The organism is Pelosinus sp. sgz500959 (genome assembly GCF_042610375.1).
In the GTDB taxonomy this organism is placed as follows: Bacteria; Bacillota; Negativicutes; order DSM-13327; family DSM-13327; genus CTSoil-075.
In genome coordinates, this window is the sequence record NZ_JBGJZL010000006.1 from 25,729 (window position 1) to 42,411 (window position 16,683).

Consider the following 16,683-nt stretch of genomic DNA (forward strand, 5'->3'; position numbering starts at 1 on the left):
TAAAAACCATTCCCTCGATCTGATTTATTTCTTCTCATAATACAGGCATAATTTATTGGGTTGTCCTTTTTCTCGGGGACATTTAGGGTCATGGCATAAATTACATTTTTTATCTTTCATTTTTCCATCCCCAGTACTATTCGATGTAGCATGATTTTTCAGCACATTACTAGTATCCGTCTCAGGCAAGCTACTATTTTTTTGCTCTACTTGTTGGCTACTATAATCATCATCTTTCTTTGTAATAATAGGGATGGACTGCTTTTGATTTACGGACAACTCTTGGTTACGCTCTTGCTCGTCATCTTTATTTGCTTCGATATCTTGCTTAGGCTGCGTCTCTTGACGCTCGCACTGATTCTTTCCTTCTACTACTACAGAATCAAATTCTGCCTGATAAGTCTCTGACTTTACATCGTCCAAGCAGCTAGTGAAGTTGCTCAGCTGTTGTTCAATTTCTATCGCACTGCACTCTACAGTTTTCTCATTCTGATCAGGAATAATGACCGTTTCACTGGATTCTAGAGGCTGATTATGTATTCCGATAGTGTCTCTCGACATAATCATCGAAATGATCGTTTCATCAGGTCTTGGAATCATCAGTGTCGAAATAACTTTGTTCATTTGAAAGATGCCTATGCGAGCCGCCTCAATTGCGGCCTTTACGGCTCCTACATGTCCTTGAATTTTTACTGTGACTAAACCCTTATTTATCTTTTCATATCCAATAATTTCGATATCAGCCGCTTTAGCACAAATATCTGCTGCTTGGATAGCGGCTACCATTCCTATGACTTCAATTAAACCAAGTGTTTGTAGGCTCCTCATAACATAAACACTCCTATATGGTGTTATACTGCTAACTAGCTTGTTACTATATAAATTAAATGAATTGCCCTGATGAAGTGTGTTTTAACAATACATACAATCATCAGGGGCTAAGTCATTATGGTAATTTTTCTAAATTTGCGGTTTTGTTACAGATATTGGATTTTGCCCCATGGATTTGAGAACTGCCAAACCAATTTCACGAGCTGAAATAACTGATTGCCGGACCGCCCCTGAATCTCCCGTTATTGATATAATAATTTCATTTGAATGGGCAGTCCCCTTATCAGGGCTAGAATAGGTAACGATATCAACATTAGCGGTCTTCATCGCAGTATCTGCCATTAGAAGTCCAACTGCAGCTGGAGCCCCCACAATAATACCAAAAGCTTTTCCGAGTGGAGCGTTAAATGCTTTTTCCAATGCTAAACTCGCTCTTGCAGTATATTGAAGTTCTATGTGTCCTGCATCACAGGCATATACATCACCAAAGGTTCTATCCAGTTCTTTTAACGTAACTTCAACGGCTCTCCTTGCATCTGAAACATCTTCAGCTGCAAAAATAATGATACACCCATGACCAGCGCCACCCTTAGTATCTCTGGCAAGTTCTATTGAAACAATTTCAGTGTTTGTAGCTTTAACCGCTTCATCAGCCGCATAGATCTGCGGACCTGCGCCAGTTCGTGCGCTAATAATACCGATGGAACGATACTTAGGATCCAGACCCATTTTTTCATGGAGATGAAGATCTAAATTGGCAATCACGAGCCCAACAGTATCACCAATCGCAACACCTACATATTCAGTTATAGAAGACATACCTGCCATTACGTCATCAACCCTCTCTCTATTTTCATTCGTAGAGCTATTTTTTTTTACATCAACCATTTTCTTTATTTCTTCAGCTATTTTACTTAGAAGATCTTGATCCATCATTTCACCGCTGACTGCTCAGTTAATTTTGGCAACATTTTTTCTACATCTGTATGTGGTCTAGGAATTACGTGTACAGCAATCACTTCACCGACTCGTTTAGCTGCAACGACACCAGCATCAGTAGCAGCTTTGACAGCGCCTACATCACCCCTGACCATGACAGTGATAAGACCTGATCCAATTTTGTCATATCCAATTAAAGTGACATTTGCTGCTTTAACCATTGAATCTGCAGCCTCGATTGCTCCCACTAACCCTTTCGTTTCAATCATTCCTAATGCTTCTTGTCCCATAAGGCACCTCCATATTTTTTAGGTCTATGCTTAATCTTATTGTAGTATTATATCTAAACATCTTTTTTGACTATTTTGACTTAATATTGGAATATATCCATCTTATTTTTTGTATTATTTTGATATCTTTCTTAGTCTTTTTTAATTACAACTATTTAGCGCAAAATATTTATAAAAACCAACAAAATATTTTGAATTTTTTTACAAAAGATGCTATTATAATAATGAATTTTGCAAAGATCATTTGATTTGTGGATGGGAGGTTTATATATGAAGTTATCAAATAATATTACATTAACAGATATTATTGACATTAATACCCTCTATAATCTTCAGGAAAAACTAGGTAAACTAGTTGATATTCCTCAGATCACAACGGACGTCAATGGAGTCCCCGTCGGCAAAGCTAGTAATTTTATCTCTTTTTGTAGACTGATTCGTTCTTCCCCCAAGGGCCTGCAACAATGTATCGAATGTGACCGCCAAGCTGGCCTTCTCGCTATGGAAGAAAGGCAGCGACGAATCTATCAATGCCATACGGGTTTAATAGATTGTGCTGCACCAATCATTGTTAACGATTATTTTATTGGTTCTGTCTTAGGCGGGCAGGTCTTAATTAAAGGAGAGTCAACCATTGACTCGATTGATGTGGAGAAATTGTCAGAAAAATTTCACATTTCTCGTGAAGCCTTACAAGTAGCCGTTGAATTTATTCCTTTAGTTTCACGGGAACATCTTGAAAACACAGTTGAATGTTATTCCTTTCTCGCTAATTACATTGCTCAAATGGGAATTAACCGACTCATCCAAGAACAGTTACTGCAAAAGAGTAAAGAAAAACATTTGCTTGAACAAACGGCAAAAAAAATGGAACTAAAAACAATTCAGGCTCAAATTAACCCCCATTTTCTTTTTAATACATTAAACTCCATTGCTAGAATGGCTGTCATTGAGGATGCGCCCCAGACAGAAGAGTTGATTTATCATCTCTCTGATCTACTACGATATAGTCTAAAGAGTATTGAAGACTTCCCCAAGATCAGGGCTGATATTGGTAATATTGAACGTTACCTATTTATTCAAAGTCTTCGATTCAGTGATCGAATCAGCTATGAATTAAATATCGATGAAGCACTTATGGATTATCGTATCCCCTCTATGATTATTCAGCCTATCGTGGAAAACTGTATGGTCCACGGCTTAGAAACAAAACCAGAAGGTGGAACAATTAGAATAGATGGCTATTTCGTATCCAAAAAAGAATTAGAAATCAAAGTTACGGATAATGGAAAAGGAATTAAACCAGATGTACTTAAAGCAATTCAACAAATGGGAGAAACATCAAATCCGAATATAGGGATTGGAACACTCAATACGTACAACCGACTCAAAAGCTGTTTCGGAGATCGTTTTGCTTTGACAATTGAAAGTTCACTTGATATTGGCACTTGCGTTACCATCCGCATTCCCCGCATTAAACATTTTTCACAAGAAGGTGGCAAACTTCTATGTATAAATTAATGATTGTTGATGATGAACCCTTAGAAAGACGGGGTTTACGAAAAATTATTCAAAGAACTTTCTTTAATATTGACTTTGTAGAAGATGCGAAAAATGGAAAGGATGCCATCGAAAAAGTGCGACTCTATCTGCCAGATATTATCCTTATGGACATAAAGATGCCTGGAACAACAGGACTTGAGGCGCAACGTAATATAGCTAGAATTTTTCCTCATATCAAGACAATCATTCTAACGGCGTACAGCGATTTTAGTTATGCGCAAGAATCAATTAAATATGGAGTCGTCGATTATCTATTAAAGCCTGTTAGACCAGATGATCTCAAAAATTCAATCAATAATGCGATCGAGTTATTAACCAAAGATAAAACAATGGACTCCTATCATAAACCTTTAACTGTAGGTGGAGAAAACATTTTAAAAAATGTCTTAAATTACATACAAAATAACTACTGTACCCAATTGAATCTTAATACTGTTGCTGAATATGCCCATTTTAACCCCCAATATTTTAGTCGTTTTTTTAAAAAAGAAGTAGGAGTCACTTTTACAGAGTATGTTGCAAAACTCAAAATCGATAAAGCTAAGCGACTCCTCAGCGAAACAGATTATCCGATCCATCGAATCGCAACCGAACTTGGTTTTTCTGATTCTGCCTATTTTAATAAAGTATTTATAAAATTTGAAAATCAGCCTCCAAATAAATACAAACAGATGATACGAAAAGATGATCATTTTTTATCTGTCACTAACAACTATAACGAAATCTAGTATGACAATAAATAGCTACTCCCCTAAACAACTCATAGGGTAGTAGCTATTTTTGTCATTACTTTATCCACCAATTTTACACGGTAGTCCTGCTGCTACTGCGACATCTCTTAATTCACTCAGTTGATCCTTGGTAAGAGGTTTTACCATTTCCATCTCATATTTTCTCTCCAGATATTGATACTTCTGTTCTCCAAGACGATGATATGGTAAAAGATGCAGCTCTGTCACTTGCTTAATACTACGAGCAAACTCAGCGATCTCTTGGATAGCCTTCCGATTGTCATTAAAACCCGGAATTACGGGAACTCTCACAACAATTGGAACTCGGTAATTTCCAATTGTCTCCGCATTTTTTAATATGAGTTGATTCGATTGTCCCACATAACTTTGATGCTTCTGGTCATCCAAATGTTTAATATCTAGCAATACAAGATCTAGCCAGGGAAGAACTAATTCTAATGCCCTTTCATTTGCAAAACCTGTTGTCTCCATCGCCGTATGCCATCCTTTAGCCTTGCATGCCTTAAGTATTTGATGAGAAAACTCAGCTTGGAATAGAGGTTCTCCCCCTGAGAGGGTTATTCCCCCTCCAGAACGTCTATAGTGAATGTTATCCTTAGCCAACTCATTGATTACTTGATCAACACTTTGCAACCGACCAGACATAATGAGTGCATTGCTGCAACAAACATCAATGCAACTCTCACATTGCACACACTTCTCACTATTCCTTTTAAAGATAGGTGTAAATTCGATTGCTCCTAATGGACAAACTTCAGCACAGCGTTTGCACCGTAAACAATTACGCTCAACAAACATGATCTGTGGTTCTTGCTCTTGAGATTCTGGATTACTACACCAGCGACAAGATAAGGGACAACCTTTTAAAAATACTAACGTCCTTATTCCAGGGCCATCATGTACCGAAAATCTTTGGATGTCAAAAATAATTCCTTTAGTTTCTAATTCTTGTTTTCTCATTTCACCCTCCTGATAACGCAAAAATAAGGAATATAAGATCTCTCCTGGGCTCCTCAAAATGATTAATTGAATACTTTGGCCATAATATCAGATATAATTTTCTACGTTCACGAGAGTAATCAAACAGTTGAGGAGTATTTCCTGGAAGAAACTACTCCTCAACTCAATTTTTGTTTTACTTAGTTATTAAAAAGCGTGTTCTGTTCTCTGGATAATATCATTTTGGATAGACTTATCGAGAGACGTAAAGTGGGCACTATAACCAGCAACACGAACTACAAGATTTTTATATTGATCTGGATTTTTTTGTGCTGCAAGAAGCACTTCTCTACTGACAATATTAAATTGCACATGCAAACCTTTTTGATCAAAGAAAGACCGTACTAATGATGCTAAGTTCTCTAGACCGTTTTGTCCCTCCAAGGCTGAAGGATGGAATTTCTGATTAAATAATGTGCCATTAGAAGCTACATAGTGGTCAAGTTTTGCAACAGAGTTAGCGGCTGCAGTTGGACCATTTTTATCTCGTCCTGATGACGGTGATACTCCATCAGCTAAAGCTTCGCCCGCTTTTCTACCATCAGGAGTTGCACCAGTGCCAGCACCCATTGGGACATTTGCTGATACAGGATACAGTCCTGGTTGGAAACGTCCTCCACGAACATTAGCATATTTCTCAACTTCTCGGCAATATATTAAGGCAGCTTCACGAGCGAGATCATCGACCTCTTGAATATCATTTCCAAATTTAGGAGCTCTGTTCTCAAGCATTTGTCTTAGATATTCCATATCTTCTTTTGATTTTGATGAGGTCGTGGAGCTAATGGAATCTTTTTTACTACTGTTAACCTCTTCTACAAGTTTTTTAAGAACTTCTACAAGATTTTCCTGAGTGAGATTTTGGAGATCGAGTCCACTGATTAGGGATTGCTTGCTTTGTTTCTCATCAGCACCAAAATTACTATCAAGTGCTTCTTTTAACTCTTGTAAGGTAATTCTTTTTTCTTCAAACACTAATTTTTTAATAGCCATCAAAGAATCTGCCACGTTGGCAACCCCAACCCCTTGTGGTCCAGTAAAGTTATAGTGTGCTCCACCTTCTTGGAGCGATTTTCCTTTGGAAATGCAATCATCTACCATGCATGATAAAAATGGTAAAGGCGCACGCTCTCCATGAGCAAGATCCACACAGTTATCTGCATTGATTAGCTTGCTAACGAAATATTCCATCTGTTTTCGATAAGCATCTACGAATTCTTCAAAAGAAGTAAATGAGATAAAATTACCCGTTTTTAAACCAATTTCTTTACCATCAATGACGCCATTATTAATGGTAATCTCCAGTACTTTAGCCATGTTAAAGAAAGCTGCATCATGCCACCCCTCAGTCTTACCGCCTTTTTGCGGCTCAACACATCCAATGATCCCATAATCTCTAGCATCCTTCAACGTAACTCCACGGCTTGTCAAAGAAGTAATAATAACCTCATCATTATAGTAAGCAGGCATTCCTAAACCTAGTCGACTTACCTCTGATGCTTTAATAAGTAAATCGTCAGGAGTCTGGGACCATGCTCTTATGGAGATTGAAGGTTGAGGAAGTTTTGTATGTGCTGTAGCTTCCAGACACATAAAGGATAATTCGTTCGTTGCATCGCTTCCCTCAGCCGTCTGACCGCCTACGATCAGATTTTGGAACATGGGATATCCGCCAAATGCCTTGGTTGATCCTTCATCACGAACCTTATTTACGTCATTAAATTTCACCCACAAGCAATCAAGTAACTCTTGGGCTACTTGGTAAGTCATGCTACCTGTAGCAATATCTTTTTGGAAATAAGGATACATATACTGATCAAAACGCATTGGAGAAATAGAATGACCGTTCGACTCAATTTGGATAATAGCCTGCATAAACCAGAAAGATTGTAAAGCTTCGTAAAAATTCTGTGCCGGTTCTGCCGGTACTTGTTGACAATTTGCAGCGATGATCAAGAGTTCTTTTTTTCGTTGTTGATCTACAGTCTGCGATGCTAATTTCTTGGCTAATTCAGAAAATCGACTAGCATATTGAATGGCAGCCTTTGCCGAAATAATAACGGCAGTTAAAAATTGATTCTTCTTAATATAGTCAGGGTCAGATTTTTCTGCTTTGGCCATGGCTTCTTCAGCTTCCGCGATAATACCATTAAAACCTTTAGCCAATACTTTTGCATAATCAACAGAAATGTGACCAACACCATTAAAATAGTAGTTTCCTACAGTAAAAACGCCCGCATCCATAGCGTCTTTTGTTTCTTTAAACATATATTGAGTCGCTAACTCATTTACGGTTTTTCCATCCCAGTAACCGAACACATTACGAAGCTGATCTTTAACATCCTCTGCAATGAGAAATACATCACCTGTTCTTTTTGCCAGACGCTCAAATTCATCCGCTACCCATTTATTTGAATACTCGGGAAAAATTTGCGAGGCACGTGGCTGGACGGTTAGATTACCAACTATAAGCTCATTATTCCGAATAACTATAGTCATTTTACTTAGAATATTTTCTAAGGCTTTTGCTTTACGAATAATAGTAGGATATGATTCCGTGTTTTTATAAGACTCGGTTAGCAGAACTGCCCTCTCAGCCTCAATTGCCGGAGTTACTGATAATAAATCATCCATTAACTCTTGAATTCTGTTACTTGGCAATGAAGTATAATTTTGACCAATGACTTCTTCCACTATAATAATCCCCTTTCTCAAATTGGAGTTTTTCCTTACTACCAATTTTAATAAAATACCATCTCTAATTTTTTTACTATTTCGACTAAAATTTGTATTCTATAGAGAATCAGAATTGTATTATTTTGATTTTACAACCTCAATACTAAGCAATATAATTTCAAAATTTTAGAAATTATATTGCTTAGTATACTTCCGCAGGCTAAATAGATCTAAATTTTATATATTTTTTTTTCCAACTAACCTTCCTACGAAGTGAAAGTTTAATACTTACATTTCTTTTTTTAAAACCTTACATGCAAAATAAACGCAATAACTTTTTAAGGAATCATTTTGATTAGTTCACCATACCTTTTATGATGTAAAATCTCATTTTCATTAACTATTACAATATATTTAATCGATTGTTATTAAAAATTTTATAGGAAAAGTCATAAATCATACATTTTAAATTGTAAAGTTCCTACAAAAATTCTCGCTGAAAATTTTTGTAGGAACTTTACAATACGTAATCCCTTTATCAAATTATTGACAACCAATGTAACCTATTATAGAATAAAAACTGTTTTCGGGACCTTTTTTTACAAAATTTTCTATTTGTCTGAAAAATCCCTTAATTATAAAGATGTTATTACATGATAAGGAGGTTATTTCATAGGACAAACTACAATAAATTCCAATCATGCTATTTTCTTTTTTAATTTTTACAAAACATATTCTCCGTTATATTTCTATTTATTGGAGCATAGAGTCACAGATTTGCAATCCACTATTATCCAAATCTTCTCTCCAACTGAAGTAGTAATTTAGCAAATTCTCAAAAGGCAATCCGTTTTAATCAATAAAAACTGTAAATTTAATATCTGGATAAATATAGTCTTTTGGGTTTCCACAAAAGTATAAATAATTATGAGGTGAAAGATTATGTGGCAAATCATCGTATCTCCTTACGGAGTATTAGCTTCTTCACTTGTCGGATTTATACCATTATTTTGGTTATTAATTAGTTTAGGATGGCTTAAAATAGCCGCTCCTAAAGCATGCTTTATCGGATTAATTATTACGATTACACTCGCTATGTTCTCTTGGAATATGCCAGGAGCTCTCACATTACGCGCAGGTTTAGAAGGAAGCGTATATGCATTTTTCCCAATTATTTGGGTAATTATTGCTGCACTTTTCACTTACAATCTTTCTGTTAAGACTGGGGCAATGGATAATATTAAGCATCAAATTGCTAATCTTTCCACAGATCGGAGAATTCAAGCACTTCTTATTGTTTGGGGCTTTGGCGGATTTCTTGAAGCCATGGCTGGTTTTGGTACAGCAGTGGCTATTCCTGCCGCGATTCTCATTGGCTTAGGCTTTGATCCATTTTTTGCTGCTGCATTTTGTTTGATTTCCAATACTGCACCGACGGCATTTGGAGCGATAGGAATTCCCGTAACGACTCTTTCTGGAGTGGCTAATGTTCCTCTACTGCCACTAACATTTGATGTAGCTTTACAATTAACACCTTTAGTTATTTTAATTCCTTTTATTCTTGTCATCATAATGACTAAAAAATTATCCGGACTCAAAGGAGTCATAGGTGCTACACTCATTGCCGGAGGAAGCTTTGCTGCCGTCCAATTATTAGTCGCAAAATATCTTGGCCCTCAGTTAACAGCCGTACTTGGGTCAGTTACCTCTATGGTATTAACTACAATCTGGGTAAAACTTTTCCCACCTAAAACAGTATGGAAATTCCCCTCTGAACAGGACGTCACAACAGAAACTTCAGTTGAAGGATCTACCGAAAGTGTTGGTCGACTAACAGCTTGGTTACCATATATCTTATTATTAGTTTTAATCTTAGGCACTAGCAGTCTTGTACCGATTCTTAATGAACCACTCAATACACTGATGAGCATTTATAATATTTATACTGGCCCTGGCGGTCATCAATTAGAAGTGAATTGGTTTATTACACCTGGTACTCTCATTATGATTGCAGCGATCATCGGAGGTCGAATTCAAGGGGCATCTTTTGCCGAGATGTCAACTACCTTATTTAAAACAATCGCTCTTCTACCAAAGACGATTGTTACTGTTATTTGTATCATAAGTATGGCTAAAATTATGGGCTATAGCGGTATGGTGTCTGCTATCGCACTAGGGCTTGCCAATGCAACAGGTAATTCTTATCCTGCTATTGCTCCAGCGATTGGAGCTCTTGGAACTTTCGTTACTGGTAGTGATACGAGCTCTAATATACTCTTTGGCGCGTTGCAAAAGCAAACCGCAATTGAAATTGGCGCTAATTCAACCTGGATTACTGCTTCTAATATGGCAGGCGCAACAGCCGGAAAAATGATCTCACCACAAAGTATTGCAATTGCAGCTTCCTCAACTGGTTTAACCGGTAGAGAAGGAGACCTTATGGGAGTTACTTTTAAATATTGCATTCTCTTTTGCATTATTCTTGGCACATTGGTCTTCGTAAATGCTTAATTACAAATTATAATGGGTAACGATTCAGTTTGATTATCGATTGTAGTTAACTTCAACACAAAGAACGACTATTCATCCGATAAAGAATAGTCGTTCTTTGTATTTTAGAATCTATTTTCTAGTTTATTTAATTCCTTTCATTCGCCCAGTCATCAAGTCCTTTCAGTGTCGCTTCTTGTGTTTGCTTACAAATTTCTGGCAATTCACCGCCCCAGGCTTTTTCCGCGGCTTTATAGCCTTCTTCAATACTGTTTCTTAGCAAGGCAATCTTAGATGGATCACCACCTGAAAGAGCTTTAGCAAATTCGATAGTCCTCTCTGATGTCTGTTTAACACCCCAAAAACCATCCGCTGAAATTTCCTGCTGCGCAGTTAGGCGAGTTGAATCATCCACTTTTAGATTCTGATAAAACTCTTTTAGTTTCCCATCATATTTCTCCATAATCTGTTCATAGCTCAGCCCCTGCGCCTCACCGGTTTTCACACTCTGGACATTGAAAAGATTTTCTACTGTCGAGCGCAAAGAACCTAGTTTCATCTCAATTTGTTTGTTAATTTCACTTAGTGTAACTGTATCTTTAGTATATGTATTCTTAGAACTCGCAGTCGTTTGATCTGATTTTTCATAAACGGCAGCTTCGCCATCTGAAGATATCGACATCATATCAGAGAGATTCACACTAGAAACAATGGATTTAGGGATATTGGATACATTCTTAATTCCATTTTGTGTTGATATTGAACTTGGATTAATAGCCATCTAAAAGCCCTCCCCCTATTTTTTTTAGCACCTCTTCTTATTATATATATCGTTATATTCTGTGAAACTTTAAATAAAATCGAACTATATTCTATAGACTTTTCTCGCAAAAAGTAATTTAGATTTTATCAAAATATCAAGAAACTGCTGTAATATAGCATTACAGCAGTCGGGCTGGGTTTGTAGTAGAACAAGGCATATTGACTAAACATTTTCCACAAACATCACCCAAACCAAATTCATTATAAATTTCTGCATTTTCTAAGCATTTCGTATAGCATCTATGCCGATCAAATTCGTCTAGGGTAAGCGCTTGATTCACACAGCTATTAACACATTTTTTGCATCTACCGCCATGTTTGTATAAGCAATTCTCTTTTCCTGAAGCTTTACTAGGCTCAATGACTAAATTAGTTACAAGACTGCCTAATCTGCCACAGCAACCTTTTTCTGTGATTAACATATTATTGAGACCAAAGCTTCCTAGTCCGGCAATATAAGCAATGTGCCGATGAGACCAATCACTAAGAAGGGTTTGCGTATTAAAATTATGTGTAGCTGGAATAACTGTACTCTCATATCCCATAGCGCATAGTTGATCTCGCAAATAAGTATTCAAATCCAAAATAAGCTTATTTGTCTCAATATAAGCAATAACCCATTCCTTGGAGCATTGGGTACCTGCATAGTTGCTTTTTATTATCTCTTCTGCAAATGGAATAAAGTAAGCAATAACAGTACGTGCATCCTCTAAAAAATCTGTTGGTATCGCGTGATTCGGGCTTACTTGCCCCCGCAGAGTCAGAAATCTTTCATCAGCAGCATCAGCGAAACCAATTAAGGGTTCTTGCCACCGACTCAAGCTATTAACCAGTTGTGGATAATTTTTTACATATTCTTTTATTAATTTGCATATCAAATTTTGCATAACAACTCTCCTCACTTTCTCAAATAACTATAGACTCGTTATCACTACATCCCTATTTTACGACATACAGTATAAGAACATCTCTATTATAGTAAGTAATCCTTCTGCATAATGTTTAATTTCATTATAGCAGAAGGATTACTTACTATTTTGACTTATATTCTGATTTAATTTAACTCACTTTCGGTACTTTTTACGATAAGCCCCTGGTGTCATACCGATTTCTTTTTGGAATAATCGGGTCAATGTCCCTTGATTTTCATATCCTATTTGTTGAGCAATCTGCATAACAGTATAGTTTGTATTAGCAAGCAACTCTTTTGCTTTATCAAGACGCAAGCTACGCATATAAGCAATTGGTGAATCACCAAATCGCTCTTTGAACCATTCCACATAATAAGTAGGATTAAAGTGCTCAATTTCGGAAAGTTGCTGTACTGTGATCGGTTTATCGAAATTTTTTCTAATGTAGTCAAAAGAAGTAGAAGGTTTATCTTCATTCAACAATCCTGAAATATAACGAAACAAGTCTGCCAATCGTTGACTTGTTGTAGGTATATGACCAACTTCTTCAAACAAGAGAGATCTTACAGCCTGCCAGTGTCCATTGAATTGATAAAACTGTGCAACTTCTCCTATTCCTTTTGGTAAATAAAATACTGGAATATCAAATACAAAAAATTGATTTGAAGTCTTCGCATAAAAAGAATGAGAACATCCAGGAGGAATAAAGATCACTTTTTCCCCTTCTCCAGATGTCGCTTGATGTACAGAGATATTCAAGCTACCATAAATAGGGATAATTAATTGTCCATAAAGATGAGCGTGAGTAAAGGGTTTATCAACATATGTCCGACGTTCACATAGAATTGCATCCACAGTCCTCACTCTCCTTTCACATTAGCTTGTTTTTTATTTCATTCTATAATAACAGATTGACAATGAATTAGAAACACTTTGTTTCTAATTCATTTCAATGTGTATATTTATCATCTATCCTACATAACGTTTATAAAATAGCGTACTAGGAGGATTCATATGAATTTTCATACTGGAGATAACTCATCCAGAAATCGTCAATTCATGCTCCCCGATCCATATCCAATTCCTAAAGTAGTAAAACAAAATTATTATTATGCATCCCTTCTAGCAGAGGATTATGCTGGAATGAAAGGTGAATTAACAGCTATCACTCAATACATCTATCAGTACATTACACTTCAAAATAACTATCCTGATATCGCAACCCTTGCTAAGCAGATCGCAATAACAGAAATGTATCACTTAGAATTATTAGGAAAGACCATCCAATTGCTTGGCGAAGAGCCAATCATAGGATGTGCTGGCTACAACACAATGCGTTTTTGGAATTCTCAATTTATCTACTATGGGGAAGGAGTCTATGATAAATTATACGCCGATATCAACCACGAAAAGGAGGCCATTCAAAATTATAAAGAACATCAACAATGTATTGATGATCCATATATCAAAAATTTGTTAGAACGAATTATTTACGACGAAGAATACCATTTACACTTATTCAGCGAATTCCAAGATAGACTTCTGCCATAATATAAAAACTATAATTTGCTATTAGCTAACATATTAATAGATCATCTTTCTAAACATAAAGAGCCAGAAGTTTGTCATTTTGAAAGAAAATAGCATTATCAAAAGCATCTTCTTTCAAGAAATTGCTGCGATAATGCCATGTTATAAAACTTTTTTAGTTAGTTAAATTTTTAATACCTACGAATCAAGATGTCTATTTCATCACTTTTATTAAAAATGGACTATACTTTTTATCAACATCATTAATATGATTGATTAGCCATGCATTCAAGGTATTTAGCATTTGATTTGACGGAAGACGTTGCTGATCATGTAAATTTCTTAATTCTACGATCTTCTTAGCAAATTCATCATGTGTTGCCTTATGTTCTTTATACTCTGGATACTTATACTGAACCATTATTTTTTCTTCATGGACGAAATGTTTAAGAGTGTAGTCAGTTGCTTCATCAAGAATTTTTGTCAACAATTCTTTACCTTTTCCAGATTTCATGGCGTCATGCAAAGAATTAATCATTTGAACTAATTTTTTGTGTTCTTCATCAAATTCAGGCACATTTACGTTGAGCTTTGCATCCCATTTAATCAATGCCATACCCATCCCCCCTGGATATTTTTTCCTCATACTAGTTTCCAGTATCTTTCACAGAACTCATTGTAGTCAAATATCTTCTTATATTTATCTCATTCGATAAATATCCTTACGATTCCTTTAAATAAAATGAATTTTATGTCATCTTAATTCTTCAATTTTTAATCGTCAGTAAAAATCACTCATACAGAGTAGTGTCAGTAATTTCAGCATGGTATAGGTTTACTAATTAAAAGAAGAGCTTAAGTTACTGGATTTACCAGTCTTAAGCTCTTCTTTCATTTTCAGCATATCTCTTTTTTCCCTCGGTACTCTTCTTAAAGGTTTCACATGACTGACACGCTGAATATTGTACATGTTATAAACTCTTCGCATCCAATAAATCAATCAACTTATTAATTTCCGGCTTAGATACTTGACCATCTGCACCAATGGCCTCGCCTTTACGGCGCATTTCTTCATTAATCAAGGAAGAGAAAATGACTACAGGTAGTTTATTTAATGCTCGATCATCGCGAATACGTTTTAATAAATGATGTCCATCCATTTGTGGCATTTCAATATCAGTAATCAGCATATGTATATTTTCTTCAATCGCTACTCCTGTATTTGCCAGTGTCGCTAATGCATCCCATGCCTCTTTACCATTTTGGTATGAAGTTACATTCAGATAACCAGCCTTATGCAGTGATTCTATCAATATATCTCTCAACATTTTGGAATCTTCCACGACTATTATTTTTTTAGTCTTCCGAATTTCTTGTAATTCCATACCGCTTTGAGAAACATTTGTCAGTTTATCATTAATCTGAGGGTTAATTTCAGCAATTATCTTTTCAAAATCTAATAAAATAATTATTTTTTCTTCCATTTTGATAATACCAACAGCCATCTCAGAATCAGCAACACTAGGAGGTGGTTCCATAGCAGACCATGATACCCTATGTATACGAGAAACTTCATTGACGAGAAAACCTACAAAATGAGTATTTAATTCACTTATAATGATATTTTTACTATCTACTTCTTGCTCTTCACTTCCTAAGCAACGCAATAAGTTAACGAGTGGCATCACCCGCCCACGCAATGTAAATATACCATCAACATAAGGATGAGACTTAGGCATTTGCGTAATAGGAACCAAATTGATCACTTCTCTTACTTTAGCAACATTAATCCCATAATGTACTTTGCCAACTGTAAATTCTACAATTTCAAATTCGTTTGTGCCCGTCTCTAATAAAATTCCTTTTTTATCATTCGTAAATTCATTCATATAAACGCCTCCATCTTCTATTTACTTGAATTATTTTGAATTAATATTTGCACGCTCACTAAATAAAAAATCTTTAATGGAGTTGCGTTCTACTTCTCAAAATCATTAAACTACTAGATTTTTTCGACATAATATTGGAATTTCCTTTGAATTAAATTATTATTTTACTAAAGTTTAACATAAATCAAATATAACCCACTAAATAAAGATTCGTAAGGATAATAACACATGCAACTGCTAATGGGAGTGTCGTTAGCTAGAAAATGGCATCATCCAAGCCTATTCCGCCAAAGGAATGACCTGGCTGATGCCATTTTAGAGAACTTTGTTATCTAGTTGAATTATGATTAAAATACTGATTCCTTTCCAACTGTTACATATACAAATCCGCCGCCTAGTCTGCTGCTTTCCAGCCAAAGACCTAAATCAAATGTAATGGAACGACCTGCATCATAACAGGTCGCTAGATAACGGTTGTGAACTCCATCATAAGACAAGGATACGAGCACAATCCAGTGCCAACTCTCTAGAACTGTCACTCGTCCTTTGTGCAGATTTAAAAATGCAATGGGACAATCAGAAGCTATACCATCCTCTAAAAATTTTACTACTTGAGAAAGTGATGGCCTCTGGGATAATGCCGCAAGACTCAATTCATTACATCGCCAGTTCAGTCCATAATGTCTAAAAAGCTCATCCATACCCTTGCAGAATTTTTCTGTACTATTGAGTCCCAATAACCATCCCGGAGTAACAAAACTCCATACATCTTCGAGAATTTTTGTGATAGAAGCAACATCGTGTTTCTGATATGGCAAAGGTTCTGCCTCTCGTGTATTTAAATATGTAAGCAACATAGTAGCAGCTGTTGGACCGCACCCTCTCGTTTTCTGAAAAGAAGTCTTATACCAATCTTGATTATACCCATATAATTTCGAGGTATCTGTTGCAATTTCCAACCATTCAGGGTGCTTGATCTCCATGCTATCCC

15 protein-coding genes are annotated in these 16,683 nt (G+C 36.1%); 4 read left to right on the plus strand and 11 right to left on the minus strand.

What is annotated here, in order from left to right:
* Positions 1-24 precede the first annotated feature (24 nt).
* The 3 genes from ACAN52_RS10740 to pduA form a co-directional block, all read right to left on the minus strand.
* Positions 25-828: a BMC domain-containing protein gene (locus tag ACAN52_RS10740; RefSeq protein ID WP_378954759.1), complete on the minus strand. Its 804-nt coding sequence runs from the start codon at positions 826-828 to the stop codon at positions 25-27.
* Between the two features lie 132 nt (positions 829-960).
* Entirely contained in the window at positions 961-1,764 is an 804-nt protein-coding gene (gene pduB, locus ACAN52_RS10745; RefSeq protein ID WP_378955050.1) for a propanediol utilization microcompartment protein PduB, read from the minus strand.
* Positions 1,764-2,060 carry a propanediol utilization microcompartment protein PduA gene (pduA, locus tag ACAN52_RS10750; RefSeq protein WP_378954760.1) on the minus strand — a complete coding sequence of 99 codons (297 nt, stop codon included), beginning with the start codon at positions 2,058-2,060 and terminating at the stop codon, positions 1,764-1,766. The genes pduB and pduA overlap by 1 nt, the downstream gene beginning before the upstream one ends.
* Before the next feature lie 270 nt (positions 2,061-2,330).
* On the opposite strand from pduA, the gene ACAN52_RS10755 reads away from it, so the two are divergent.
* Together ACAN52_RS10755 and ACAN52_RS10760 are read left to right on the plus strand one after the other, a co-directional pair.
* The gene (locus tag ACAN52_RS10755; RefSeq protein WP_378954761.1) at positions 2,331-3,581 is read left to right on the plus strand and encodes a PocR ligand-binding domain-containing protein; all 1,251 of its coding nucleotides are present in this window, start codon (positions 2,331-2,333) and stop codon (positions 3,579-3,581) included.
* On the plus strand, positions 3,569-4,351 hold the full coding sequence (locus ACAN52_RS10760; protein ID WP_378954762.1) for a response regulator: 783 nt from the start codon (positions 3,569-3,571) through the stop codon (positions 4,349-4,351). Before ACAN52_RS10755 ends, ACAN52_RS10760 begins: the two co-directional genes overlap by 13 nt.
* 63 nt (positions 4,352-4,414) lie before the next feature.
* Here the strand turns inward: ACAN52_RS10760 and ACAN52_RS10765 are convergent, their stop codons facing one another.
* Together ACAN52_RS10765 and ACAN52_RS10770 are read right to left on the minus strand one after the other, a co-directional pair.
* Positions 4,415-5,335 (minus strand): glycyl-radical enzyme activating protein, encoded by a 921-nt coding sequence (locus ACAN52_RS10765; protein ID WP_378954763.1) that lies wholly within the window; start codon positions 5,333-5,335, stop codon positions 4,415-4,417.
* A gap of 186 nt (positions 5,336-5,521) precedes the next feature.
* Positions 5,522-8,068 (minus strand): glycyl radical protein, encoded by a 2,547-nt coding sequence (locus tag ACAN52_RS10770; protein WP_378954764.1) that lies wholly within the window; start codon positions 8,066-8,068, stop codon positions 5,522-5,524.
* 924 nt (positions 8,069-8,992) lie between these two features.
* On the opposite strand from ACAN52_RS10770, the gene ACAN52_RS10775 reads away from it, so the two are divergent.
* Entirely contained in the window at positions 8,993-10,561 is a 1,569-nt protein-coding gene (locus tag ACAN52_RS10775; RefSeq protein WP_378954765.1) for an L-lactate permease, read from the plus strand.
* A gap of 127 nt (positions 10,562-10,688) precedes the next feature.
* Here the strand turns inward: ACAN52_RS10775 and ACAN52_RS10780 are convergent, their stop codons facing one another.
* The 3 genes from ACAN52_RS10780 to ACAN52_RS10790 form a co-directional block, all read right to left on the minus strand.
* The gene (locus ACAN52_RS10780; RefSeq protein WP_378954766.1) at positions 10,689-11,321 is read right to left on the minus strand and encodes a hypothetical protein; all 633 of its coding nucleotides are present in this window, start codon (positions 11,319-11,321) and stop codon (positions 10,689-10,691) included.
* 160 nt (positions 11,322-11,481) lie between these two features.
* Positions 11,482-12,249 carry an epoxyqueuosine reductase gene (locus ACAN52_RS10785; protein WP_378954767.1) on the minus strand — a complete coding sequence of 256 codons (768 nt, stop codon included), beginning with the start codon at positions 12,247-12,249 and terminating at the stop codon, positions 11,482-11,484.
* Positions 12,250-12,426: 177 nt separating this feature from the next.
* Positions 12,427-13,128, minus strand: coding sequence for a helix-turn-helix domain-containing protein (locus ACAN52_RS10790; protein WP_378954768.1), 702 nt, complete (start codon positions 13,126-13,128; stop codon positions 12,427-12,429).
* A gap of 159 nt (positions 13,129-13,287) precedes the next feature.
* On the opposite strand from ACAN52_RS10790, the gene ACAN52_RS10795 reads away from it, so the two are divergent.
* Positions 13,288-13,824, plus strand: coding sequence for a manganese catalase family protein (locus ACAN52_RS10795; RefSeq protein ID WP_378954769.1), 537 nt, complete (start codon positions 13,288-13,290; stop codon positions 13,822-13,824).
* A 193-nt stretch (positions 13,825-14,017) separates the two neighbouring features.
* On the opposite strand, the gene ACAN52_RS10800 is transcribed toward ACAN52_RS10795, so the two are convergent.
* From ACAN52_RS10800 to ACAN52_RS10810, 3 genes are all read right to left on the minus strand, one after another.
* Positions 14,018-14,419 carry a bacteriohemerythrin gene (locus ACAN52_RS10800; protein ID WP_378954770.1) on the minus strand — a complete coding sequence of 134 codons (402 nt, stop codon included), beginning with the start codon at positions 14,417-14,419 and terminating at the stop codon, positions 14,018-14,020.
* Between the two features lie 355 nt (positions 14,420-14,774).
* The gene (locus ACAN52_RS10805; RefSeq protein WP_378954771.1) at positions 14,775-15,692 is read right to left on the minus strand and encodes a chemotaxis protein; all 918 of its coding nucleotides are present in this window, start codon (positions 15,690-15,692) and stop codon (positions 14,775-14,777) included.
* Between the two features lie 347 nt (positions 15,693-16,039).
* Positions 16,040-16,675 (minus strand): hypothetical protein, encoded by a 636-nt coding sequence (locus ACAN52_RS10810; RefSeq protein WP_378954772.1) that lies wholly within the window; start codon positions 16,673-16,675, stop codon positions 16,040-16,042.
* Between the last annotated feature and the right edge of the window lie 8 nt (positions 16,676-16,683).

Coding starts and splice junctions, on each gene's coding strand:
- ACAN52_RS10765 (WP_378954763.1), bottom strand. CDS start 5,335: ATGAGAAAACAAGAATTAGAAACTAAAGGAATTATTTTTGACATCCAA.
- ACAN52_RS10760 (WP_378954762.1), top strand. CDS start 3,569: ATGTATAAATTAATGATTGTTGATGATGAACCCTTAGAAAGACGGGGT.
- ACAN52_RS10755 (WP_378954761.1), top strand. CDS start 2,331: ATGAAGTTATCAAATAATATTACATTAACAGATATTATTGACATTAAT.
- ACAN52_RS10785 (WP_378954767.1), bottom strand. CDS start 12,249: ATGCAAAATTTGATATGCAAATTAATAAAAGAATATGTAAAAAATTAT.
- pduA (WP_378954760.1), bottom strand. CDS start 2,060: ATGGGACAAGAAGCATTAGGAATGATTGAAACGAAAGGGTTAGTGGGA.
- ACAN52_RS10740 (WP_378954759.1), bottom strand. CDS start 828: ATGAGGAGCCTACAAACACTTGGTTTAATTGAAGTCATAGGAATGGTA.
- ACAN52_RS10780 (WP_378954766.1), bottom strand. CDS start 11,321: ATGGCTATTAATCCAAGTTCAATATCAACACAAAATGGAATTAAGAAT.
- pduB (WP_378955050.1), bottom strand. CDS start 1,764: ATGGATCAAGATCTTCTAAGTAAAATAGCTGAAGAAATAAAGAAAATG.
- ACAN52_RS10775 (WP_378954765.1), top strand. CDS start 8,993: ATGTGGCAAATCATCGTATCTCCTTACGGAGTATTAGCTTCTTCACTT.
- ACAN52_RS10800 (WP_378954770.1), bottom strand. CDS start 14,419: ATGGCATTGATTAAATGGGATGCAAAGCTCAACGTAAATGTGCCTGAA.
- ACAN52_RS10810 (WP_378954772.1), bottom strand. CDS start 16,675: ATGGAGATCAAGCACCCTGAATGGTTGGAAATTGCAACAGATACCTCG.
- ACAN52_RS10795 (WP_378954769.1), top strand. CDS start 13,288: ATGAATTTTCATACTGGAGATAACTCATCCAGAAATCGTCAATTCATG.
- ACAN52_RS10805 (WP_378954771.1), bottom strand. CDS start 15,692: ATGAATGAATTTACGAATGATAAAAAAGGAATTTTATTAGAGACGGGC.